Origin of the sequence: Fontisubflavum oceani (genome assembly GCF_030407165.1) — a bacterium.
Taxonomy (GTDB): domain Bacteria; phylum Pseudomonadota; class Alphaproteobacteria; order Rhodobacterales; family Rhodobacteraceae; genus Rhodophyticola; species Rhodophyticola oceani.
The window spans coordinates 2,272,436-2,295,681 of record NZ_CP129111.1 but is presented as its reverse complement, the minus strand read 5'-3'; the positions used below and the strand labels follow the sequence as shown (position 1 = coordinate 2,295,681).

Below are 23,246 nucleotides of genomic sequence, written 5' to 3'. Positions count from 1 at the left end.
GCGAAAGCAAAAGGCTTACGCGTCAGCAAAATAGGCTTGCTTTGCTGAGAAAAATCCGCGTCAGAAGACGTGTTTTTCTCGCCTGCATTCGTCGGAAGAGATCAAAGGTTCTCCGGCTGCATCATGCCGAGCACGTGATAGCCACCATCGACTGTGATGATCTCGCCTGTGGTGCAGGCGCCGTAATCCGAGATCAGATAAACAGCGGTCCCGCCGATCGCCTCAAGGGTCGCATTGGCCCGCAGGGGCGCGTTGGCCTCGGTGGCCTTGAAGGTTTTTCGAGCCCCACCAATGGCCGCCCCCGCAAGCGTTTTCATCGGCCCCGGGCTAATCGCATTCACCCGAATGCCATCTGGCCCAAGATCATTGGCCAGATATCGCACGGCTGATTCCAGCGCGGCTTTGGCCACACCCATCACATTGTAAAACGGCGTGACGCGGTTTGAGCCCTGATAGGTCAGGGTCAGGATCGTCCCCCCTCGGGCATCATTTCCGAGGCGCGCTTGGCAACGTCGATCAGCGAATAACAGGAGATCGTCAGCGAGGTTTTGAAATTCTCCCGCGTGGTGTTGATGAACCTGCCAGTGAGTTCGGTTTTATCTGAAAACGCAATGGCATGGATGACGAAGTCAACCTGCCCCCATTCGTCTTTCAAACGTCCGAAACAGGCATCAAGCGACGCATCATCCGTCACATCCACATCAATCAGAATGTCCGAGCCGAGCGACGCGGCCAGCGGTTCCACCCGTTTGCCAAAAGCCTCGCCCTGATAGGAAAACGCCAGCTCCGCCCCTTCGGCATGCAGTGCTTTGGCAATACCCCATGCAATCGAGCGATCATTGGCCACACCCATGACCAGCCCGCGTTTGCCTCTCATCAAATCTGCCATTTTTGTTATCCGCTATATTTCGACAGCAACATTGAGCCGTTGGTGCCGCCAAACCCAAACGAGTTGGTCATCACCGTGTCGAGCCCCGCATTTTCGACCATCTCCGTGGCGATCTCTTCCGGGGCAAGTCCTGGGTCCAGCGTCTCTACGTTGATCGAAGGGGCAATGAAATCGCTCTCCAACATCAGAAGGCAGAAACTAGCCTCCAACGCACCGGCCGCGCCTTGGGCATGACCGGTCATGGATTTGGTGGAGGACACCGGCGGCGTCGCGCCCTCTCCGAAGACCCGGCGCACCGCTTCGACCTCGCCAACGTCTCCGACCGGGGTCGAGGTGCCATGCGCGTTGATATAGCTGACCTTGCGATCTGCGGGCAGCGTGTCGAGCGCTAGCCGCATGGCGCGCTCTCCCCCCTCGCCGGAGGGGGCCACCATGTCATGACCGTCCGATGTCGCGGCGAAGCCGGTGACCTCGGCATAGATCTTTGCGCCACGCGCGACGGCACGGTCCAGCTCTTCCAGCACCAAGATCGCGCCGCCGCCGCCAATGACGAATCCGTCGCGATCAGCATCGAAAGCCCGGCTCGCGCGGGTGGGCGTATCGTTATATTTCGAAGACATCGCGCCCATCGCGTCGAACAGGCAGGAGAGCGTCCAATCCAGCTCCTCCGCACCCCCGCGAACATAACGTCCTGCTTTCCCATCATAATCTGTTCAGCCGCCACCCCAATACAATGCAAAGAGGTAGAACAGGCAGAGGTTATCGAATAGTTGATGCCCTTAATCTTGAAGGCCGTCGAAAGATTGGCAGAGATCGTCGACGACATGCATTTCGGCACCGCAAAGGGCCCGATCCGCTTGGTCGCGCCGGTCTTCAACACGCTCTGATGTGCGGCGAACATCGCGCTCGTCGATGGCCCGCCAGAGCCCGCAATCAACCCCGAACGCTGATTGCTGACCTCGCCCTCGTTGAGTCCGGCATCGGCAATCGCCTGTTGCATCGCAATATAGGCATAAGCCGCCCCAGGCCCCATAAACCGCAATGTGCGCTTGTCGATATGTTCCGACGGGTCAATCTTCACCGTCCCAGCGATCTGGCTGCGAAAGCCGTGCTCGACCATGTCAGGGACCCCTTCGATCCCCGACGTACCCGCTTTCAGGGCCGCCGTGACCTCAGCGGCGGAGTTCCCAATGGGTGAGACAATGCCCAACCCTGTAACAACCACTCGGCGCATCCCGGCACCCTCCTTGGCAAATCTCAGCTTTCCGACAACGCGACTCGCATGTCTTTGACCTGATAAATCACTTCGCCATCGGCTTCGACCCGGCCATCGGCCACACCCATGGTCAACCGGCGCGTTTGGATCGCTTTGGTGAAATCAACATAATAGGTCAGCATCTTTCGGTCGGGTCGCACCATCCCGGTTAGCCGAACCTCGCCAACACCAAGCGCATAGCCGCGCCCCTGCCAGCCGCGCCAGCCCAGGTTGAACCCGGTGAGCTGCCAGAGCCCATCAAGCCCGAGACAGCCCGGCATGATTGGATTTCCCGGGAAATGGCACTCGAAAAACCACAGATCCGGCGTGATATCGAACTCAGCGACCACATGGCCTTTGCCGTGCTCCCCGCCATCGCCCGAGATATCGGTGATCCGATCCATCATCAGCATCGGCGGCTCTGGCAGTTGCGCATTTCCGGGGCCAAACAGCTCACCGCGCGCGCATTTCAGCAGCCCTTCTTTGTCGAAGCTCGTTGGATAATCTGCCATATGTCCCTGCCCACCCCTATATCTAGCATTCTCAGATGCGTTTACGCCCACGTCCCTATCATTCAGGGTGCAAAGCTGGCAAGGGTGGCTCGAGATGCCGCAGTTGCGAAGCAATCGCGCGAATCCGTTTGAAAAATGGGCTCGGAGCACTCTATATAAGGGTGGAAACGCAAGGAAAGCCCCCGCTGATGACACCAGAAGCCCTCGAACGCGGCACAAAATGGCTTGCACAGGCCGATTTGCGGCCGACGCGCCAGCGCCTGTCTTTAGCGACGCTCTTGGTTGGCGACGGTCAAGATCGCCATGTGACGGCCGAAGGATTGCACGCGGCAGTGCTTGGCACCGGCGACAAGGTCTCCCTTGCGACGGTCTATAACACGCTGAAGGCCTTCTGCGATGCAGGGCTGATGCAAGAGGTGACCGTTGATGGCTCGCGATCCTATTTCGACACGCGGATGGATGACCACCCGCATTTCTATTGGGAAGATGAGGCGAAGCTGACGGATGCGCCCGCGGCTGAGTTGAAAATCACCTCGCTCCCTGCCCCGCCGGACGGCCATGAGATCGCCAAAGTCGACGTGGTGATCCGTCTTCGCCGAAAAGACTGACGCGAAAACCCGATATTCTTACGAAATTCACACGGTTTCCTTGATGAAACCGTCGGGGCGCGTTTTCCGCTAGCCTTTGCGCCCGCGGCATTGTAACGCCCCTCTCAACTCCTTCTTTGACCCAAGGCCGCCTCTCATGGACCTCCGCAATATCGCGATCATCGCGCATGTCGATCATGGCAAAACAACGCTTGTCGACGAGCTGCTCAAACAATCCGGCGCGTTCCGCGACAACCAAGCCGTGGCCGAACGGGCGATGGACAGCAACGACCTGGAACGCGAACGCGGGATCACGATCCTGGCCAAGGCGACCTCGGTCGAATGGAATGGCACCCGGATCAATATCGTCGACACGCCCGGCCACGCCGATTTCGGCGGCGAGGTGGAGCGCATTCTCTCAATGGTGGATGGGGTTGTTTTGCTCGTCGATGCCGCAGAGGGTCCGATGCCGCAAACGAAATTCGTGACCTCCAAGGCGCTGGCGCTTGGCCTCCGCCCGATCGTGGTCTTGAACAAGGTCGATAAGCCCGATGCCGAACCGGACCGGGCGCTGGATGAGTGTTTCGACCTCTTCGCCAATCTCGGTGCCGATGACGACCAACTCGATTTCCCGCATCTCTACGCCTCAGGCCGGTCCGGTTGGGCCGATGACAGCCTGGAAGGCCCGCGCAAGGACCTCTCCGCGCTCTTCGATCTGGTGGTGGATCACGTCCCCGCCCCGAAACAGGTCGATCAGGCCGAAGAACCCTTCCGGATGCTGGCCACCACGCTCGGCTCCGACCCGTTCATCGGGCGTATCCTCACCGGTCGTGTCGAAAGCGGCACGTTGAAAACCGGCGAAACCGTCAAAGCCCTCAGCCGCGATGGCGAGAAGGTCGAGCAATTCCGCGTCACCAAGATCCTGGCGTTCCGCGGCCTGGCGCAGCAACCGATCGACCTCGCCGAAGCGGGCGATATCGTCAGCCTTGCGGGCATGTCGAAAGCCACGGTGGCCGACACGATCTGCGATCTCTCCGTCACTGACGCGATCCCTGCGCAACCCATCGATCCGCCCACCATCACCGTCACCTTCGGCATCAATGACAGCCCGCTGGCTGGCAAGGACGGCAAAAAGGTCCAATCGCGCGTGATCCGCGAGCGCCTGATGAAAGAGGCGGAATCCAATGTCGCGATCCGTATCACCGACACGCCGGGCGGCGAGGCTTTCGAAGTGGCAGGCCGGGGCGAATTGCAGATGGGTGTGTTGATCGAAAACATGCGCCGCGAGGGGTTCGAGCTCTCAATCTCCCGGCCGCAGGTGCTGTTCCGCGAAGAAGATGGTCAGCGTGTGGAGCCGGTCGAAGAAGTCACCATCGATGTGGATGACGAATATACCGGCGCGGTGATCGAGAAGCTGACCGGCCCACGCAAGGGCGAGCTTTCCGAGATGAAACCGGCCGGCGCTGGCAAGACCCGCATCGTGGCGCAGGTCCCTTCGCGCGGCCTGATCGGCTATCACGGCGAATTCCTGACCGATACGCGCGGCACGGGGGTGCTCAACCGCGTGTTCCACGCCTGGGAGCCGTATAAAGGCCCGATCCCGGGTCGGCGCGCGGGGGTTCTGATTTCTATGGAAGACGGGGTGAGTGTCGCCTACGCGCTCTGGAACCTCGAAGAGCGCGGCAAGATGTTCATCGGCGCGCAGGAGGCGATCTACACCGGTATGATCATCGGTGAGCATTCCCGCGACAATGATCTGGAAGTGAACCCGCTCAAAGGCAAGAAGCTGACCAATGTCCGCGCCTCAGGGTCGGATGAGGCCGTACGCCTGACCACGCCGGTCACCATGTCGCTGGAACAAGCCATCGCCTATATCGACGACGATGAGTTGGTCGAAGTCACGCCCAACGCGATCCGCCTTCGCAAACGTTTCCTCGACCCGCATGAGCGCAAACGGCAAGCCCGCGCGGCCAGCTAAACGCAAAAAAAGCGGCACCCATCTGGTGCCGCTTTTCTTTATCATCAATATATTATGTGGCGCCTTTAATCCGATGATCCGCCACAAGGCAGCAGATGATCCATCGACATGGACGGCTGATCACACCCTGCCTCGCCAACGATTTTCGCCGGCACGCCAGCAACCGTTTTGCAGGCCGGGACATCTTCCAACACAACCGACCCCGCCGCGACGCGAGAGCAATTGCCGACATGGATGTTGCCAAGCACTTTCGCGCCCGCCCCGATCAGAACACCATCGCCGATCTTCGGATGCCGGTCCTCTTCTTCTTTGCCCGTCCCGCCCAACGTCACCGAATGCAGCATCGAGACATTGTCGCCGACCACCGCCGTCTCACCGATGACGATGGAATGGGCGTGGTCGATCATGATCCCCTGCCCGATCCGCGCCGCCGGGTGGATATCGATCCCGAAGGCTTCGCTCACCCGCATCTGGATGAAATAGGCGAAATCCTTCCGCCCCTCGCGCCATAGCCAATGGCCGATGCGATAGGCTTGGATTGCCTGAAAACCCTTGAAATAAAGCAAAGGTTGCAAAAACCGATGGCACGCCGGGTCGCGTTCATAAACCGCAACGATGTCTGCGCGCGCCGCGACCCCAAGCATTGGATCGGCGGCAAAGGCCTCATCAGCGATCTCGCGCAATATCTGTTCCGACATATCGCCGGAGGCCAGTTTTTGCGCCACCCGATAGGCCAGCGCTTTCTCCAATGTTCCGTGATGAAGGACGGTGCCATGCACCAGCCCGCCCAAGAGCGGCTCCGCCTGCACGGCCTCGCGCGCCTCGGCAGTAATCCGGGTCCAGACTGGATCGATCTCCGCGATATGTGACTGACGCTCCGCCATGGCGGTCTCCTTCAAGGCTCTGCCGATCCTTTATACCAGATAGGAAGGCAAGCCCAAGAAAGAAACCGTGATGGGCCCCATCATCAAACCCAATTGGGCAAAGACAGCATCGCGTAATGGGCCGCCAAGCGCACCGTTCCGCCCGTGAAATCCGGCCCATCCGCGCTGATCAGCAACTCGGTCGGCGTCCAATAGACCGTCGGCGTCGACGGGCCAGACACAAAAGAATTCTGCGCCACGCCAAGCCCCGAACCATAACGCTGCGCATCGCCTGCGACGCCCGAGCGCCAGGTCGTGGCTCCGCCAAGCGCCTGCGTGACAAGCCCCGTGACGCCAAAGACAATCGACCGTTCTGGAAAGATCACCGGCGTGGTGACCGCCGGCCCAGCGGTGATCGGCACATCGATCTCAACCGAGCGCAACGCCATCCCAGCGCCATTCTGCGTCAGCGTCACCGCGCCATCGCGCCAGCTGTCGCCATCATGCATCGCCAACACGCCCTGATCCAAAATCACGGCGCGGAATCCTTGCTGCGGTGAGATGAAATCCCAGCCATTGTTGACATAGATTGCGATCTCACCGACCTGACCGGACCATGCGTCGGTGGCCCCGATCGGCACGCCATAACAATCGCCGTCCTCCGCAAGAACCGGCGGCGTGCTCTGCGTGACAGAGATCAAGCGCAGTTGCACCATCCCGTCCAACTGGCACAAGGCTTCGTTCACGGTGACATGTTTTTGTGCTTGAGACGGGCTCAAAAGCGGCAAGTTCAGTTGTGGTGTGTTAGTCATCGATCATGATCCTTGTGAAGGGGCCCGGGCCGAAGCGGCCGGACACTTGCGCGACTTGAATGTCAAAGGGTGGTGTCGTGCTATCGCTGGTGCGTTCGGCGGTGCTGTAGGTCCAATTCGGCGTGTTCACCGTCGCCTCGCGCTTCAGCCCGTCAGCGTCCGAGACGCGGATCAGATAGGCCTCGATATCTTCGCCAAGCGGCACCTCCGCGCCCTGCCAGCTGTCGCCATCAATCCGGGTTCGCCTGATCCAGCTGACCTCCAAGCCAGCGCCACTCCGCCGGGCCCTGACATGCGCCGGTGCATAGGGCCGCAACCCGACCCCATCAAAGGCCAAAACGCGCTCTTGATAGCTCTCGTCGCTCAGCGACCGCTGCGCCGGGCCAACACGGTAGTACCGCTCCAAACCTCGGGCCGAACTGGGCAATTCGATCTGCTCGGGCCGTCCATCCAACACAACAAAGAAGCTGCCGTCTGGCCAAACATCCGGCATCACGCCATCGGTTCCCGCCTGGCCCCGCAACAACATCGAGAGCGCCCATTCATTCGGGGCCACCATCTCGGCATTGGCAAACTGGATGATCTCCCACGGGCCGCTGTCTCCAGCACCAATCGCCGCCACATTGCCCCCGTTCAAAACGCCCGCCAGATCCGTCGAAGACAGAGCGCCGCTCGATCCAATCGTGATCCGCACTGGCGTGGCGCGGTCCCAAAGACCTGGCTTGGCGGCAAGAAGGGGTGTCTTCAGATGTCCAATAACCGATCCAATCTGGATCAGTCGGTTGAGCTTGTACCCACTATTGGTGCTTGACGAGTACATCGCCACTTGCCCGGGCCAGGGTCGGGCCGCCACCGCCAGATGCGGGGCCTGCGCCACCTCATCGCCCGTCAGAAGTGGCAAATCCATAAACATCGGTTGCACTGGCAAGGGCGGCACGAAGGCCTGCTGTTCCACCGGCGCATCAGTCGCATCCGATGCCTCCGAAAGGCTTGGCTCCACCCGCACGGCTTCAATCCGGCGCGCGCCCACATCTTCCACGCGGTCGATCCGCCAGGTCGACCCATCCTCCAGCGCCACCATGTTGCCAGCGCCCAGCGCGCGCTGCGACGGCGGCAAATCAAACGCCACCGTGTCGCGCGCAACCCGAGCCTCCGACAGCCACCGCTCCGCAATCCCGCGCGCTTCTGCCTGGGTCAACGCCAATGGCAACTCGCTCTGGCTCACGCCGATATCTGCGTCATCCGGGAAGATCGCTTCGGCCACCCGGGATTCAAATGCGCCATCAGCCTCGGTAAACCCAACCCGCACCCGACCAACCGTCTCCGCCTCAGACGCGCGGGTCAAACGCATGCCCGCCGCGCCATCCTCATCGGCGGCGGTATCCCTCTCCGCGATCTCGGCGCCTGGCAGGTCCGGAAGGTGTTGGAACACCAATTTCCCATCCCGCTCCACGGCACCGAACCCATAGGCCAGCATCAAGGGCTGCAACCGCGCCCGGGGCGTCTCCACATCAGAAGACACATGACCCCGCACAAATCCAAACAGGCGCGAGACGTCATAGTCGGTCACCCCACTGCTCTCGCAAATCTCGGCCACCACCATCGCAAGTGGCTGCCCGGCAGAGCGTCCGGTTATCCAATGCCCGCGCCCATGGTTCGCCCCATCGCTCCACTGGGCCAGATCATTTGGAAATGCCGGCCAGGGTCGCGCATCCCACGCCCAGACATGCGCCTTGGATACGTCGATCATCGGGCCATCATATTGGTCGGACGTCGGGTTGTTCGCCGGGTTGGTCCAATAGGCCATAGTCGCGCGCAGATATTGCGCCTGGATCAGATCATCGCGCCGCCCGTTAGAAAAATAGGGCAACGTGCTTTCCGAACTCTTCGGATCCAGGAACTTGTTCGGCTGATTGGTGCCCTTGTCGACCGCGCCACAGCCGATTTCATCCACCCAGGCCGCATCAAATTGCGGCCCGCGCAGCGCTTCCGGATCATGCGCCGAGTAAAGCCGCGCCTCCGCGCCGTTCGGCCAGACCAACATCCGCTCGCCCGACACCCATCGCGGGCGGCGATCAGGTGGAGAGCAGGCCAATAGCCCGCTCTCCCCTTTCACCATCACCGCCAAGGCCTGATCATAGGTCTCGCCAATCAAGGCCACGCGGCGTGGCCGTCCCGGCACTCCCGGCGTTCCACCTTCAACCATCGATCTGACCCATTCGGCCCCGGCGCGGGTCTTGCCCGCGCCACGACCGCCCAAGATCACCCAGGTCCGCCAATCTCCCTCCGGCGGCACCTGATGCGGCAAAGCCCAGATATCGAAGATATAGGGCAAGGCCGCCAAGGCCTCATCACTCAGCCCTGCCAGAAACGCCTCCACCACTTCGGGCGGCTCTGAGGCAAGCCAGGCGGAGGTCGATCTCGGCTCGTGCGGCGTCGAGGTCGAGCTGTCCGGCCCCTGGTCCGGCTCCATGTTTGTCTCCTGCTGCACGCGCCTTCTCCTCCATCTGAAGAGCGAACAGGAAGGCGGCATTCATCGCCTTGAGGTCTTTCGAGACCGCCTGTTCCCCCGTCGCTGCCTCGGCCCGCAGCGCATCCACCGCTGCTTCCAGAGCCTCCAGCGTCACTTCAAAGGCCTTCATCGCCTGCGACACGACCCGTTCCGCCCGCGCCGCCGCCTGCCGCTCCGTTTCCGAAGCCGGTGTTTCGTGAGTAATAGCTGACATGTTTAAAAATCCCCGTGCTTGAAACCCCGCACGAGCAGAAACGAAAAAGCGACCACGGGGATTACCTCCCGGGCCGCTTACCCACTTCTTCCAGCATGTCACAAGTGATGCCAGAGACCGTTCGCATAGTCAATAAGTTTTTTATTTCCAAAGGGTTAACGAAGTGCGTACGCACTCACACTCTGTTAACCTCGCCTTCTCTGCTTAACAAATATCCCGGGGAGCGCGAGGGGCTGGCCCCTCGCCCGGCCTGCAACGCTTACTCGGTCGCCGCCGCGTCCCGTTCCGCCTCAATCTGGCGCCAGCGCGCGACATTTCGGTTATGCTCATCAAGGGTTTCGGCAAAGGCATGCCCACCGGTCCCGTCAGCAACGAAGAAGATGTAATCTGTCGCATCGGGGTTCACCGCCGCCTCAATCGCCGCCCGCCCCGGGTTCGCAATCGGTGTCACAGGCAACCCATCAATCACATAGGTGTTCCACGGATTATCATCGCGCAGTTCGCTCTGCCGAATGCCCCGGCCCAAGACACCCCGCCCATTCGTCACGCCATAAATCACCGTCGGGTCGGTCTGCAGCCGCATCCCGCGATTCAAACGATTCTCAAAAACCGACGCCACCGCCCCCCGCTCATCGGGCACCGAGGTCTCTTTCTCAATGATCGACGCCAGGATCAGCGCTTCCTGAGCACTGTCCAGCGGCACGTCATCCGCCCGCCCGGCCCAGGCCGCAGCCAAAATCTCCTGCTGCGCGGCGACCATCTGATCCAGCAATTCCTGCCGATCCGCCCCGCGCGTCACCTCATAGGTGTCCGGTGCCAACGTCCCCTCATCGGGCAACTCTGGCACCTCGCCGCTCAAAAACTCCGCCTGGTTCAGCCCCTCGACAATCTGCCAGCTGGTCAGCCCCTCGGGCACCGAAACGCGATAGACCACCCGCGCATCGCTCCCGGTCAGCTCGCGATAAACCTCCGGCACCTCTTCTTCATAAGCGAAGGTTGCGAGTTCCACGATCTCGCCCGTCCCCGGCACTCGCTCCCGCAGCCGGATCTCGCCGGTGCCCTGATTGCGCAACACGAATGTCGCGGTGTAACGGAAGGTCGAGGCCCCGCCAGAGGTCACAATCTCCAGGATATCGACCATCGAGGCGCCGGCCGGGATCTCGTAATTGCCGAACCGCAACTCGCCCGCCTGGCCTGTATAATCCGCCCCCAGCCGAAAGATCATCGCGCTTGAAATCGCACCGTCCTCGGCCAAGTCCTCCGAAACGGCCCGCAAACTCGCGCCGCGTTCGACCTCGAAGAAAATCGCCTGCTCCAGCGGGCCTTCAGTCGTAAACTCCCGCTGCCCCCAGCCAATCGCCCCCGCAAAGGCGATAAACGCCACAATCAGAAAACTCAGCCCGTTCGCGGCGATGTGTTTCCACATGTGATCAGACTTTCCCCATAATCAGGCAGGCATTGGTCCCGCCAAAGCCAAAGGAATTGGACTGCACGACGTTGATCTCACCTTCCACCTTGGTGTTGGCGCAGAGGTTGATCGCTGTCTCGGCGGCTGGATTGTCCAGATTGATCGTCGGCGGCGCCACCTGATCGCGCAGCGCCAAGATTGCGAAAATCGCCTCAATCGCGCCTGCCGCGCCCAGCAAATGCCCGGTCGCGGATTTCGTCGAAGACATCAGCAGATCGCCCGCATGATCCCCCATCAGCCGCTCGACCGCACCCAACTCGATCGTATCGGCCATGGTCGAGGTGCCATGCGCGTTCACGTAATCCACCGCAGACGGCTCCAGCCCGGCGCGTTTCAACGCCGCCCGCATGGCCCGTTCCGCACCTTCATGATCCGGCGGCGGCGCGGTGATGTGATGCGCGTCGCCCGACAGGCCATAGCCAAGAATCTCGGCGTAAATCGTCGCGCCACGCGCCACTGCGTGCTCATATTCTTCCAGCACGACAACGCCTGCGCCCTCGCCCATCACGAACCCATCGCTATCGGCATCCCAAGGGCGGCTGGCCTTCTCCGGCTCATCGCCGCGCTTGGTGCTGAGCGCCTTACAAGCGTTGAAACCGGCCACGCCAATCGCCCCAATCGGGCTTTCCGCGCCGCCTGCGATCATCACATCAGCATCATCCAGCATGATAAGCCGCGCCGCATCGCCGATGGCGTGGGCACCTGTGGAACACGCCGTCACCACCGCATGGTTCGGCCCTTTGAAGCCATAGCGAATGCTGACCTGGCCAGAGACCAGATTGATCAACGCACCCGGCACAAAGAAGGGCGACACGCGCCGCGGCCCACGCTCGTTCAACGTGATCGAGGTGTCGGCGATGGAATTCAAACCGCCGATACCAGATCCAATCATCACGCCCGTGCGTTCCAGGCTCTCCCGATCTTCCGGCGTCCAACCGGCATCCTTCACCGCCTGATCCGCGGCCGCCATGCCGTAGAGGATAAATTCATCGACCTTGCGCTGCTCTTTCGGCTCCATCCAATCGTCTGGATTGAAGGTCCCGTCCGAGCCATCGCCGCGCGGCACTTCGCAAGCATAGGTGGTGGCAAATCCGGTGGTGTCGAATTTGGTGATCGAACCCGCGCCCGACTGCCCATCCAAAAGCCGTGACCAGCTTTCTTCCACTCCACATGCCAATGGCGTAACCAGCCCCAGCCCCGTGACAACCACTCGACGCATGATCTGCCCCTCTTTCTTTAGCGCAATCCGCCACCTGATACCGTGTCAGCGGACCCAGGCGCAATCCCTCGCGCGCGACGACCCGTAACCCGGCAAGATGCGACGGATCAGAGCGCGCCCAGCCAAAGCGCCACGCCTTTGCACGGTGCTCATAGCTGGAGCAGCTGCCACACCCTGCGGTTCAGAGATAGTGTTTCAATACAAATACCTACGATACGCTTGGCAAGGGCCGTTCCAACACCGTCCGGCATGTTTTTCAACGGCTGACGCTCTCCAAGCGGTCTTAATCGCTGTGCGCAACACTTGCTTCTGAAACAGAAAGCGCGCTGCGTTTTTGACCAAGGGCCGATTGCCGAGCGCGGAGGAGATATACACTCAACAGTTAAGATGACGCAGCAAAATTCTGACCCGCACAAATGAAAACAGCGCCCCCGTGGGCGCGCTGTTCACAAAAACTGTTATGCCCCAGAGGGCCGGAACAGATTACTGAGCTTCTTTGATGAATTTCACCGCATCGCCGAAAGTCTGGATCGTTTCCGCCGCATCATCGGGGATCTCGATACCGAACTCTTCTTCAAACGCCATCACCAACTCAACGGTGTCGAGCGAATCTGCGCCCAGATCGTCGATGAACGACGCATTCTCGGTCACTTTATCCTCTTCCACACTCAGGTGCTCGACGACGATTTTCTTCACGCGATCTGCGATGTCGCTCATAATCTTTCCTCATCCGTTACGGGCAGGCACATGCCCCGCCGCATTTCGTTTCGCCATCTGGCGGTTTCTGGCCCGGTTTCCCGGCCCCATCCGTCAGGCGTTTCCGCCCCCCGGCAAATCTGCGCCGCCTATAGCACACTCCGACGCGAAGGCAACTATGCAGGTCTTGGTTTTTCAATCCCCTCCTCGGGCGGTTATCAACCTCTTTCCCCTGCAATACGGTGCTTTAGAAACCCGAGCCGCTCCGCGATACCGCGACTCGCCTCGGGCGCCCGCCCCGCTGTCAGATGCCAAACATGGGGTACCGAGGTCCAAATATCCAGAACCGCCTTGAGCCCACTTCGCCTTAGGCTGCGCGACCAATGACTGTCGGCACCTGTCCTTGGGCAGAGCGCGGGCGCTCATTTCCACCTTGCCGGCAGTGTATTGCAAACCGCTCTGACAGGTTCGGTTATGTCATCAAGAGAACTTGGGAAGCATGATTTATAGGCGCAAAATCGAGATCACACCGGGTATATCATGGGTTGTGCTCTAGACGATGGGATGTCATGTGTTCCGCATATGTTCCATTTTAGGTGAGGCTTAAAATGTCCCTGAATTATGTGATGATCGGGTCCAATGATGTAGCAAAGGCCAGAGCTTATTTTGATGCTGTCTTGCCCCTCATTGGGGGAACCGTGGCCATGGAGTTCATGCCCCATGGTTTTTGCTATCGTCTACGGGGCGGCGGGCGGATTTGGGTGACGCCGCCGTTTAACAAGGAAGCAGCAACGCCAGGTAATGGAAATATGGTCGGCCTGCGATGCGAGAATGAGGCCGAAGTGCAGGCGGCCCACGCAGCGGCACTCTCTGCTGGTGGCACCAATGAGGGGGAGCCGGGGCCGCGTCCGCAATATGGGCCTGATTTCTACGGAGCCTATGTCCGTGATCTTGACGGCAACAAGATGAGCTTTGTTTACTTTGGCGATGCGGACTGATCGTGGTTGATGGCGTTCGGCACTCTCAAATCCTTACCGCATTGCGCGAGTGTGAGAGCGCCGTTTTTTTCTCTGCCATCTGAAAGAATGGCGGCTGCGACTGGCGGCTTTCATGCCGATACCGCGCCAGCAACAAGCTCAACCGCTGCTGGCGCGATGCAGGATCAGAGCATCGCCATCCCGCCATTCACATGCAGGGTTGTTCCGGTGACATACCCCGCTTCGGGGCTCGCCAGATAAAGCACCGCGGCAGCGATCTCACCCGGTACGCCCATCCGGCCCGCCGGGATCTGCGCCAGGATCTTGCCCTTCTGATCCTCGGTCAGCTTGTCGGTCATCGCCGTCTCAATGAAACCGGGTGCCACCGCATTCACGGTGATCCCCCGCGACGCAACCTCATATGCCAGCGATTTCGACATGCCGATCATGCCCGCCTTCGACGCGGCGTAATTCCCCTGCCCCGGATTGCCAGTCGCGCCCACAACCGAACTGATATTCACGATCCGGCCCCAACGTGCCTTCATCATGCCTCGGAGCACGCCACGGCAGAGCCGCATCGTCGAGGTTAGGTTGACCTCCAGCACAGAGGCCCATTCCTCATCCGACATCCGCATGAACAGATTGTCGCGCGTGATCCCGGCATTGTTGACCAGAATGTCGACCGATCCCATCGCCTCGACAGCCTGTTTCGGCAGCGCTTCGACAGCCTCCGCATCGCTCAGGTTGCAGGGTAAGACATGGGCGCGTTCCCCAAGGTCTGCCGCAAGCGCCTCTAGCGGCTCGACCCGCGTCCCGCTTAAACCCACCGTCGCGCCGGCCCCATGCAACGCTCGCGCGATATCCGCGCCGATCCCGCCCGAGGCACCCGTTACCAACGCGCATTTGCCTGTCAAATCTGCCATATCTCACTCCTGTCGCGGGGCTCAGCCATCCGTGGCTAGCCCAAAGTCTTCGATCTCAAGGCCTGTCATCACATGACCGCTCGCGGCCCCGTCCAGGCTCCGCCAATAGAACGCGTCGTCGCCCAACATATCGGCCACATAGCGCCGCCGCTCTTCATGGGCCGCGGCCTCCCTGTCCAGCGCGGCACCGCCCCAATCCCGCAAAACGATCTCGGCGCGGTCCCCAATTTGCCGCTCGACACCGCCAAGGATCAGCCAAACCGCATCCCCCTCGATCCGCGCGCCTGGTGTCACCTCGGTCGCTAAGCCCAAGCCGCGAATGCGATAGCCGTTCTGGATCAGGGCTGTGATGTCCGCCACATCCGCCATATCACCGAACACCACCGTGGTCAGACCCGGATGCTGCTCCACCAACATTTCAAACCGCTCGGGGCTGGCCCCGGTCATCGGGCCGGACATATAGAGCCGGTCGCCCTCAACGCTGAAAACCGTGGCACCCGCGGTTGCGAAAATCATCAACCCCGCCGTTGCCACAATCACCGCAGCGATCGCGCCCCCCAAATCAGAGCGCGTTTAACCATTGAGGCTCTCCACGGCGGCCTTCACTTCATCGGGTGTGCCCACGGGCCGGATGGCGACATTGCGATCGATCCGCCGCACCATCCCCGACAGCGCTTTGCCCGCGCCGATCTCCCAGGTTTCGGTCACCCCGTTTGCCGCCATCCAAAGCACGCTTTCACGCCAGCGTACCGAGCCGGTCACCTGCGCGACCAGGTTCTCCCGGATTGACGTGTTGGCGCTTTCCGCTTGGGCAACCACATTGCCCACAAGCGGCACGACCGGGTCCGACACCTCCACATGGCTGAGCGCCTCGGCCATAACCTCCGCCGCTGGTTGCATCAGGCTGCAATGAAAGGGCGCGCTCACCGGCAACATCACCGCGCGTTTCGCGCCGCGCGCCTTGGCCAGCTCCACCGCCCGCTCGACCGCTGCGCGATGACCGGACACAACCACTTGGCTCGGGTCATTGTCATTGGCGGCCTGGCAGACCTCCGTTTCGGCGGCATCGGCGGCCACCGCCGTCGCCGCCGCAAAATCCAATCCCAAAAGCGCGGCCATCGCGCCCTCGCCCGCGGGCACGGCCTCTTGCATCGCCTCGCCGCGCCGCCGCAGAAGCCGGGCGGTATCCGCCAAGCTTAGCGATCCTGCTGCGCAGAGCGCCGAGTATTCGCCCAAAGAGTGCCCGGCCACGAAAGCCGCCGCCGTCACTTCGACCCCTTCGGCCTTCAACGCCGCCATTGTCGCCATTGAGGTTGCCATCAAAGCCGGTTGCGCATTCCGGGTGAGCGTCAACTCGTCGATCTCGCCTTCCCAGATCAGCATGCTCAGCTTTTCGCCCAAAGCCTCATCAACCTCGTCAAAAACGGCTTTGGCACCGGGATAAGCCTCGGCCAGATCGCGCCCCATACCGATGGTCTGTGCGCCCTGTCCGGGGAAGATAAAAGCTCGGGTCATCAGACGTTCCTCAATATCTTGTATCTGGCTCAACGGGCTACCCTATGGGCCCCCGCTTCGCAATTGCGAACAGCCTGTGTGCGTTGCACCGTCTCAGTTAACCGCTATCTCTCAGCCTATGGACGGCGGCAAAGGACGGCAACCATGACGGCTTCAGAGACCCCGCACTGGACCAATTCCGACCGGCAGTTCGGCTCGGTCGCCAAGCTTTTCCACTGGCTGACCGCGCTGTTGATCCTGACAGCGCTGCCGCTCGGGCTGATTGCCAATTGGTTGCCCTATGACACCTCCGAAGAACTGGCCCTGAAAGCCACGCTCTTCTCTTTGCACAAAACCATCGGGGTGACAGCCTTCTTCGTGGCGCTTTTGCGGATCCTTTGGGCCATCGTCCAACCGCGCCCCAGGCTTCTGAATGCCGGACACGGCGTTGAAGCAATATTGGCCGAAGCGACACACTGGGTGCTCTATGTCAGCTTGGTGATCGTGCCGCTCTCGGGTTGGCTCCATCATGCCGCGACTACCGGCTTCGCGCCGATCTGGTGGCCCTTCGGCCAAAACCTGCCGTTCGTGCCGCAATCCGAGTCGGTGGCGAAATTCTTTACCGCCTGGCATTGGCTTTTCACCAAGCTCTTGGCCCTCGCCATTTTTCTCCACATCGCGGGCGCTCTAAAACACCATTATGTGGATCGCGACGCCACGCTCGCGCGGATGTTGCGGGGCCGTCCAGACCTTCCAGCCGATTTGCCGGACTCGCCCGCAACAGAATCGCGCCGGGCCTTCGGCTTGGCCGCAGGCATCTGGGCCCTGGCGTTGGCGGGCGGCACTGCGCTCGGCCTGCAATCGGATCATGAGGCCACCGGCCCCGCCTTGGCCGAGGTGCAATCGGAGTGGCAGGTCACCGATGGCGCGCTGGAAATCACGGTTCAGCAACTTGGGAGTGCCGTCACCGGCCAATTTGCCGATTGGACCGCTCAGATCGACTTTAGCGAAACCGCCAGCGATGGCGTGCATGGCGCGGTTGAGGTGATCATCGCCATCCCCTCGCTCAGCCTCGGCGGCGTCACCCCGCAAGCGCTTGAGGCGGAGTTCTTCAATGCCGAGGCGTTTCCAACCGCGCAATTCGCGGGCCCGATCCTGGCCACGGAGGACGGTTATGTCGTCGATGGCATGCTCACATTGGTCGGCCAAGAGGTCCCTGCCCGCCTGCCCTTCACCCTGGAAATCGAGGGCGACACGGCCACCGCGACCGGCAGCCTCTCTCTCGACCGCCGTGATTTCGGGATGGGGCCGAGCTATCCGGATGAGGCCAGCGTCGGATTTGGGGCCGATGTCGCGGTCTCAGTCACCGCGACCCGCAACACCGAGTAGCCGTCCGCCTTGCCAAACGCGGCGCGGCTCAGCCGCCGTTCTGCGCATCCCAGGCCTTTAGAAACCGCTTCGGCGCCATTGCCCGCCAAGTCGCACGCAAATTGGCCTCTGCCCAGACAGGGTCAAACTGATCCACCCGGACCAAGATCAATGCATGCGCTTTGTAATGATTGGTGGTGAAAAACCGGTCGGGCTCGGCTTCAAGCAACACGTCTCGCATATCGCGATCCACTTTGAACACCGGTACATCCTCATGCGGGCTCCACCAGACCCAAAGCTTGCCATGTGCCTTGAGACAGGGCTCGCCCCAACTGGTCGCCTCCACAACCTCCGGCAGGTCCAGACCCAGAGCCAAGGCCTTGATCCCCTCCCAATCGATCCGTTCCGCCATCACCGCCTCCTATCACTCCGTCCAGTTTGCCATGGGCGGATCCACAAAAAATGGGCCGCCCTGCCGAAAGGGCGGCCCCAAAGCCCGTGAGTGTCGGCCGCGCTTAGCCTTCCATATCTTCGGCGCGGATCGATTCGATCGAAATCTGAACCGTCACCTCGTCGCCCACAAAGGGCGTGAACGCGCCCAGACCGAATTCTGTCCGGCTTAGGGTTGTGGTGGCGTCAAATCCGGCCACCAACGCGCCGTTCATCTGCGGCAAAGGGCTTGGCCCGGCGGAGTTCAGCACGGCGTCCAGCACCACTTCGACGGTCTCGCCGCCAATCGTCAGATCGCCGGTGATCAGCGCGGTATCATCGCCGGTCACCTCGATCCCGGTGGAGGCAAAGCTGATCATGTCGCCCTCGGCAGCGGCGAAGAAATCATCACTCAGCATATGCGCGGTGCGCGCTTCCCAACCGGTGAACATCGAGGTGGTGGGCATCGCGACCGAGACGGACGAGTTTTCCGGCGCATCGGCGTCAAACATGATCTCGCCTTCAAAGCCCGAGAACATGCCATAGGTGGTCGAAAGACCGAGATGGTTCCAGCTAAACACGATCTGGCTGTGCGAGGCATCAAGCATGTAAAGCTCGGCATCGGCCAAAGCGGGGGTTGCAGACAACGCGGCCAAAACCGCAGCGGAGGAAAGAAGGCGTTTCATGGTTATATGACTCCCTGGCGTATCGAATTCACGTAGGTCTAAAACTCGGGTCTTCCACAGAAATGGCAATTCAAGCTGTCTCAACACTCTGTGTGCGTGGGCGCACGGGCAAAAAACCGCCGAAAAACCAAGAGCGGCACACCCAAAACGCACCCTTGAGACGATACCCAAAACGCGGCCAAACCCCTTGCATCATGGCCGAACGCCTGTATAAGACGCCCTTCCTCCGTCGTTGCTTTGCACCGGCGTGGTCTCTCGTGACCGGGGGGCGGAGGATACGCCCCGGTCTTTGAAACACGCTTTGATATGAACTGGAGATAACATGCCGCTCTATGAGCATGTGATGATTGCGCGTCAGGACTTGTCCAACACGCAAGCCGAAGGCCTCATCGAACATTTTGGCACCGTGCTGACCGACAATGGCGGCACCCTCGTGGATCACGAGTATTGGGGTGTCAAAACCATGGCCTACAAGATCAACAAGAACCGCAAAGGCCACTATGCCTATATGCGTTCCGACGCACCGGCCCCCGCTGTGCAGGAAATGGAACGCCTGATGCGTCTGCATGATGACGTGATGCGGGTTCTGACCATCAAGGTCGACGAACATGCCGAGTTGCCCTCGGTCCAAATGCAAAAACGTGACGAACGCGGCGACCGCCGTGAGCGCCGCTAAGGGAAGGATCTAGACCAATGGCTGCAAAACCGTTTTTCCGCCGTCGCAAATCCGACCCGTTTGAGGGCGATAACGCGCCGAAGATCGACTACAAAGACACCCGCCTTCTGCAACGCTACATCTCTGAGCGTGGCAAGATCGTGCCGTCGCGGATCACCGCCGTCGGTGCCAAGAACCAGCGCAAACTGGCCCAGGCCATCAAACGCGCGCGGTTCCTGGCCCTCCTGCCCTACGCCGTGAAATAAGGAGACTGACCAATGGACGTTATCCTTCTAGAACGTGTGGCAAAACTCGGTCAGATGGGCGATGTGGTCTCTGTGAAGCAGGGCTATGCGCGCAACTACCTCTTGCCGCAGAAAAAGGCCCTTCGCGCCAATGAAGCGAATCTGAAAGCCTTCGAGGCTCAGAAAGTTCAGCTTGAGACGCAGAACCTCGAAACCAAGGCCGAAGCCGACAAGATGGGCGAAAAGCTCGCCGGTCAGCAGTTTGTCGTGATCCGCTCGGCCTCTGACGCCGGCGCGCTTTACGGCTCTGTCACCACCCGCGACGCGGCCGAAGCCGCCACGGCAGATGGCTTCACGATTGACCGCAAACAGGTGGCACTGGCCCGCCCGATCAAAGAGCTGGGCCTGCACACCGTGCATGTGGTCCTGCACCCTGAGGTCGAGGTGGACATCACTCTGAACGTGGCCCGCTCGACCGAAGAGGCCGAGTTGCAAGCCTCGGGCAAATCGATCCAGGAACTGGCCGCCGAAGAAGAAGCGGCTGCCGAGTTCGAGATCGCGGAACTCTTCGACGATATCGGTGCTGCACAGCTCGATGAGTTGGAAGAAGCCCCGCCGAGAGTGCTGAAGAGACCTTGGCAGACGAGGCCACTGAGGAAGACGGCGACGAAACCGCCTGATCCTATCGGTCACCCGAAATCGAAAACCGCGCCCTGACCCGGCGCGGTTTTTTCATGCCCGGCGAAGCGCTACCCACAGAAGAGTGCGCCCAGGAAAAAAGCAAAACCCGCCATCGTGGCGGGTTTTCCAATTTTGTCAGATGCTGTCGGCCCGGATCAGTTGTTCCAGGTTTCCATCTCAAGCGTGGCGTCGCAATAATCGCCATTATAGGTGCCGACCCAAACGTCGACCCGGCCATTGAGATGCTCGCCGCCACGGATGTTGATCACTGGGTCAAGATTGCCACGGGAATCATCGTCGAAGAACCAGGTGGTGTTGGCCGAGTTGACCAAAAGCACCGTGTCACAGGCGGATGTCACTTCGATCTCCAGACGGTAATTGTCCATCCCGCTCAGATAGAACGAGAAATCGGGGGACGAAATCACACTGCCGGAATACTGAAAGCCGCAGTTGCGCAGCTGGTTCGGTCCACCCGCAACAACAGAATAGCTTTGCGGGCTGTAGAGTTGATCCCCGGTCAGGGTGTAGGTTGCCCCGGTTGTATCAAATGTCGGGCAAGCCAAAGCTGGCACGGCCAGGCCAAATAGCACAAAAACGGCCGCAATTAAGCGTTTCATGTAAGTCTTCCATTCTTGGTTTCAGTGAAAACACCGCCCCAAGGGGCGGTCTTACCGCGGACATGCCCCGCAGCAAAACCGCCGTTCGGAACACCCGTTCAGTTAAACCAAGTTTCCATATTCCCAGCGTGGCAGGACAAGCACCTCCGCCAAATGTTCCGACCCAAACATCGACTCGGCCGTTGAGCAAATTCGCACCCCGCAGGTCCATCCGGGGGTCCAGATTGCCATTGCTGTCATCATCATAGAACCACTGGCCGTTGGCCGCGTTCACGATCAGCGTCGAGTCGCATTGGCTGTCCACATCGATGGCCAGACGATACTCCTCCATCCCGCTCAGGAAGAAGGTGTAATGCGGCGCCGCATTGGCATATCCGCCTGCCCCGATGTTGCAGTTGCTCACCGGAGTTCCGCCGCCAGCTTGCACCGAATAGGCCTGCGGGCTGTAAAGCTGCTGACCGGTCAGGGTCAGTTGCTGCCCCGACATGTTGAAGGTTGGGCAGCCACCCGCGGGTTGTGGTTGCGGTTGGGGCTGCGGCGCCGAAGCAAAGAAGGTCTCCATATTCAGCGTCGCGTTGCAGTTTTGGCCGGTATAGCTGCCAACCCAGACATCGACCCGGCCATTCAACGCCTGACTGCCGGTCAAGCTCAGGCTCGGGTTCGGATAGCCCGCGCCGTCATCGTTGAAATGCCAAACCGTATCGGCGGTGTTGACCAAAAGCGTGGTGTCACAATCGGCCACCACATCCAGATCAAGCCGGTATTGGTCCATCCCGCTGAGATAGAACGAATATTGCGGCGCGGCGCTGAAATACCCGGTGCCTTGGAACTCGCCGCAAGACGACGCGGCCGTGCCACCTTGAGCCTGCACGCCAAAGCGCTGCGGTGTGTAGAGCTGCTGGCCCGTCAGTGTCACCTGCGCACCTTGCAAGTTCCAGGTCGGGCAAGAGGCCGGGAGCGGCGTGGGTGCCGGGGCCGGGGCTGGTGCTTGGTTGAAGAAAGTCTCCAAAGTCACTGTTGCACTGCAGGAACCGCCACCAAAGGTACCGACCCAAACATCGACGCGCCCGTTGGTCTGTGCCGCATTGGTCAGTTCGATCCGCGGATCAAGATTTCCGTTGCTGTCATCATCGAACAGCCATTGCGCGTTGGCCGTATTCACCAAAAGCGCTGCATCGCATTGGCTGTCTACATCAATGACCAACCGGTAGGGGTCCATGCCACTCAAATCAAAGGAATAATCCGGTGCCGAGCGGAAATACCCGGAGCCCAAACCGCCCAAACCGCAATTGGAGAGTGCGTTCGGCCCACCGGCCTGCACACCGAAGGTGGTGGGGGTGTAAAGCGTGTCGCCGGTATAGCTGAACGCGCCGCTGGCGAGCTGATAATTCGGACAGGCCATCGCGGCCACGCCCATCGAAAAAAATAGAAAAATACTGGCGAGGAATAATCTCATATCAATTCCCTCCCGTTTGCCGTGTCTACATCAAACATCCGGCCCAGGGCGCGCAGACCCCCGGTCGGGATGAAGGTCAAATGCCCGGTCGCCATGCCGCAGCCATATGCAATGAGGTCAATAAACATCAAACCGGGCACGAGGTCGGACCGCCCGAACTGGGCGTGCGTGGAGGATAGGCAGGTTCCCGCCAAAGGCATAGAAAAAACCTAAGGCGAGATCCGTTTTTTCGAGGATTAGCGCCAGGTCTCCACGCGGAGCCGCGCATCGCACAAGGATCGATCATATGTCCCGACCCAAACATCAACGCGCCCGTTGCCAGGGCGGCTCAAACGGATATACGCATTCAACCCGCTGCCGCTATCGTCATCGAAAATCCAGTTGCCGCGGGCATCGCGCACCAACAAAACGGTGTCGCAATTTGCCTCGGACACGTCGATCGCCAGATCGTAGCCCGACATACCATTCAACTGGAATGAGAAATCAGGCTGGGCAATGACGAACCCGCGCATCGTCGTCGGCGCCAATCGACACCGCTCAAGATTGACATCGCCCCCTGCCGTCACGTTGTGGGTTCGCGGCTGCCAGAGAAAGTCACCGGTATAGCTGAAACTTTGCACCGCCTGTTGCGGTTGCGGACAGGCAATTGCCGTGCCGACGAGACCAAAGGAAAGAAGCAGAACAGACAAGAACAGACGCATGGAACCCTC

The 23,246-nt window shown here is 60.5% G+C and carries 23 protein-coding genes and 2 pseudogenes; 7 read left to right on the top strand and 18 right to left on the bottom strand.

Going from position 1 to position 23,246, the window contains the following annotated elements:
- Positions 1-101: 101 nt before the first annotated feature.
- The 3 genes and pseudogenes from QTA57_RS11735 to fabA all read right to left on the bottom strand — a co-directional run bounded on the left by QTA57_RS11735 (position 102) and on the right by fabA (position 2,656).
- Positions 102-889 (bottom strand): annotated as a pseudogene (locus QTA57_RS11735) (enoyl-ACP reductase FabI).
- Between the two features lie 5 nt (positions 890-894).
- Positions 895-2,123: pseudogene (locus QTA57_RS11730) on the bottom strand (beta-ketoacyl-ACP synthase II).
- Between the two features lie 23 nt (positions 2,124-2,146).
- A complete protein-coding gene (gene fabA, locus QTA57_RS11725; RefSeq protein ID WP_145208164.1) occupies positions 2,147-2,656 on the bottom strand; it encodes a bifunctional 3-hydroxydecanoyl-ACP dehydratase/trans-2-decenoyl-ACP isomerase in 510 nt (169 codons plus the stop codon).
- 188 nt (positions 2,657-2,844) lie between these two features.
- Between fabA and irrA the strand changes: the two genes are divergently transcribed.
- The gene (gene irrA / locus QTA57_RS11720) at positions 2,845-3,264 is read left to right on the top strand and encodes an iron response transcriptional regulator IrrA (protein WP_290151598.1); all 420 of its coding nucleotides are present in this window, start codon (positions 2,845-2,847) and stop codon (positions 3,262-3,264) included.
- A 136-nt stretch (positions 3,265-3,400) separates the two neighbouring features.
- Entirely contained in the window at positions 3,401-5,221 is a 1,821-nt protein-coding gene (gene typA / locus QTA57_RS11715; RefSeq protein ID WP_290151597.1) for a translational GTPase TypA, read from the top strand.
- A 65-nt stretch (positions 5,222-5,286) separates the two neighbouring features.
- Here the strand turns inward: typA and cysE are convergent, their stop codons facing one another.
- The 7 genes from cysE to QTA57_RS11680 all read right to left on the bottom strand — a co-directional run bounded on the left by cysE (position 5,287) and on the right by QTA57_RS11680 (position 13,026).
- The gene (cysE, locus tag QTA57_RS11710) at positions 5,287-6,105 is read right to left on the bottom strand and encodes a serine O-acetyltransferase (protein WP_290151595.1); all 819 of its coding nucleotides are present in this window, start codon (positions 6,103-6,105) and stop codon (positions 5,287-5,289) included.
- Positions 6,106-6,188: 83 nt separating this feature from the next.
- Positions 6,189-6,896: a DUF2793 domain-containing protein gene (locus QTA57_RS11705; RefSeq protein WP_290151593.1), complete on the bottom strand. Its 708-nt coding sequence runs from the start codon at positions 6,894-6,896 to the stop codon at positions 6,189-6,191.
- A complete protein-coding gene (locus QTA57_RS11700) occupies positions 6,889-9,102 on the bottom strand; it encodes a baseplate megatron protein TIM-barrel domain-containing protein (RefSeq protein ID WP_290154882.1) in 2,214 nt (737 codons plus the stop codon). Before QTA57_RS11700 ends, QTA57_RS11705 begins: the two co-directional genes overlap by 8 nt.
- A gap of 145 nt (positions 9,103-9,247) precedes the next feature.
- Entirely contained in the window at positions 9,248-9,622 is a 375-nt protein-coding gene (locus QTA57_RS11695; RefSeq protein ID WP_290151591.1) for a hypothetical protein, read from the bottom strand.
- 259 nt (positions 9,623-9,881) lie between these two features.
- Positions 9,882-11,048: an endolytic transglycosylase MltG gene (mltG, locus tag QTA57_RS11690; RefSeq protein WP_290151589.1), complete on the bottom strand. Its 1,167-nt coding sequence runs from the start codon at positions 11,046-11,048 to the stop codon at positions 9,882-9,884.
- Between the two features lie 4 nt (positions 11,049-11,052).
- Entirely contained in the window at positions 11,053-12,309 is a 1,257-nt protein-coding gene (fabF, locus tag QTA57_RS11685) for a beta-ketoacyl-ACP synthase II (RefSeq protein ID WP_290151587.1), read from the bottom strand.
- A 483-nt stretch (positions 12,310-12,792) separates the two neighbouring features.
- Positions 12,793-13,026 (bottom strand): acyl carrier protein, encoded by a 234-nt coding sequence (locus QTA57_RS11680; RefSeq protein ID WP_145208148.1) that lies wholly within the window; start codon positions 13,024-13,026, stop codon positions 12,793-12,795.
- 587 nt (positions 13,027-13,613) lie between these two features.
- Here QTA57_RS11680 and QTA57_RS11675 point away from each other — a divergent pair.
- Positions 13,614-14,003, top strand: a complete 390-nt coding sequence (locus tag QTA57_RS11675; protein WP_145208146.1) for a VOC family protein — start codon at positions 13,614-13,616, stop codon at positions 14,001-14,003.
- Positions 14,004-14,167: 164 nt separating this feature from the next.
- Here the strand turns inward: QTA57_RS11675 and fabG are convergent, their stop codons facing one another.
- From fabG to fabD, 3 genes are read right to left on the bottom strand one after another with little or no spacing between them, the layout of a single operon-like run.
- Entirely contained in the window at positions 14,168-14,905 is a 738-nt protein-coding gene (gene fabG / locus QTA57_RS11670; RefSeq protein ID WP_290151585.1) for a 3-oxoacyl-[acyl-carrier-protein] reductase, read from the bottom strand.
- A gap of 21 nt (positions 14,906-14,926) precedes the next feature.
- Positions 14,927-15,421: a ubiquitin family protein gene (locus QTA57_RS11665; protein WP_290151584.1), complete on the bottom strand. Its 495-nt coding sequence runs from the start codon at positions 15,419-15,421 to the stop codon at positions 14,927-14,929.
- Positions 15,422-15,478: 57 nt separating this feature from the next.
- Positions 15,479-16,420 carry an ACP S-malonyltransferase gene (fabD, locus tag QTA57_RS11660; protein WP_290151582.1) on the bottom strand — a complete coding sequence of 314 codons (942 nt, stop codon included), beginning with the start codon at positions 16,418-16,420 and terminating at the stop codon, positions 15,479-15,481.
- A gap of 144 nt (positions 16,421-16,564) precedes the next feature.
- On the opposite strand from fabD, the gene QTA57_RS11655 reads away from it, so the two are divergent.
- On the top strand, positions 16,565-17,788 hold the full coding sequence (locus QTA57_RS11655; RefSeq protein ID WP_290151581.1) for a cytochrome b/b6 domain-containing protein: 1,224 nt from the start codon (positions 16,565-16,567) through the stop codon (positions 17,786-17,788).
- A gap of 28 nt (positions 17,789-17,816) precedes the next feature.
- Here QTA57_RS11655 and QTA57_RS11650 read toward each other — a convergent pair whose 3' ends face one another.
- Positions 17,817-18,179 (bottom strand): MmcQ/YjbR family DNA-binding protein, encoded by a 363-nt coding sequence (locus tag QTA57_RS11650; RefSeq protein WP_290151579.1) that lies wholly within the window; start codon positions 18,177-18,179, stop codon positions 17,817-17,819.
- Between the two features lie 103 nt (positions 18,180-18,282).
- On the bottom strand, positions 18,283-18,882 hold the full coding sequence (locus QTA57_RS11645; protein WP_171558956.1) for a YceI family protein: 600 nt from the start codon (positions 18,880-18,882) through the stop codon (positions 18,283-18,285).
- Between the two features lie 322 nt (positions 18,883-19,204).
- Here QTA57_RS11645 and rpsF point away from each other — a divergent pair, with 322 nt between their 5' ends.
- The 3 genes from rpsF to rplI are packed head-to-tail and all read left to right on the top strand — an operon-like array spanning position 19,205 to position 20,499.
- Positions 19,205-19,558, top strand: coding sequence for a 30S ribosomal protein S6 (rpsF, locus tag QTA57_RS11640; RefSeq protein WP_145208134.1), 354 nt, complete (start codon positions 19,205-19,207; stop codon positions 19,556-19,558).
- Between the two features lie 17 nt (positions 19,559-19,575).
- Positions 19,576-19,803 (top strand): 30S ribosomal protein S18, encoded by a 228-nt coding sequence (rpsR, locus tag QTA57_RS11635; RefSeq protein WP_135372649.1) that lies wholly within the window; start codon positions 19,576-19,578, stop codon positions 19,801-19,803.
- Between the two features lie 12 nt (positions 19,804-19,815).
- Positions 19,816-20,499 carry a 50S ribosomal protein L9 gene (gene rplI / locus QTA57_RS11630; RefSeq protein ID WP_290151574.1) on the top strand — a complete coding sequence of 228 codons (684 nt, stop codon included), beginning with the start codon at positions 19,816-19,818 and terminating at the stop codon, positions 20,497-20,499.
- A gap of 119 nt (positions 20,500-20,618) precedes the next feature.
- On the opposite strand, the gene QTA57_RS11625 is transcribed toward rplI, so the two are convergent.
- The 3 genes from QTA57_RS11625 to QTA57_RS11615 all read right to left on the bottom strand — a co-directional run bounded on the left by QTA57_RS11625 (position 20,619) and on the right by QTA57_RS11615 (position 23,237).
- The gene (locus tag QTA57_RS11625) at positions 20,619-21,080 is read right to left on the bottom strand and encodes a hypothetical protein (RefSeq protein ID WP_145208130.1); all 462 of its coding nucleotides are present in this window, start codon (positions 21,078-21,080) and stop codon (positions 20,619-20,621) included.
- Positions 21,007-22,536: a hypothetical protein gene (locus tag QTA57_RS11620; RefSeq protein WP_290151572.1), complete on the bottom strand. Its 1,530-nt coding sequence runs from the start codon at positions 22,534-22,536 to the stop codon at positions 21,007-21,009. The genes QTA57_RS11625 and QTA57_RS11620 overlap by 74 nt, the downstream gene beginning before the upstream one ends.
- Positions 22,537-22,772: 236 nt before the next feature.
- On the bottom strand, positions 22,773-23,237 hold the full coding sequence (locus tag QTA57_RS11615; protein WP_171558951.1) for a hypothetical protein: 465 nt from the start codon (positions 23,235-23,237) through the stop codon (positions 22,773-22,775).
- Positions 23,238-23,246 lie beyond the last annotated feature (9 nt).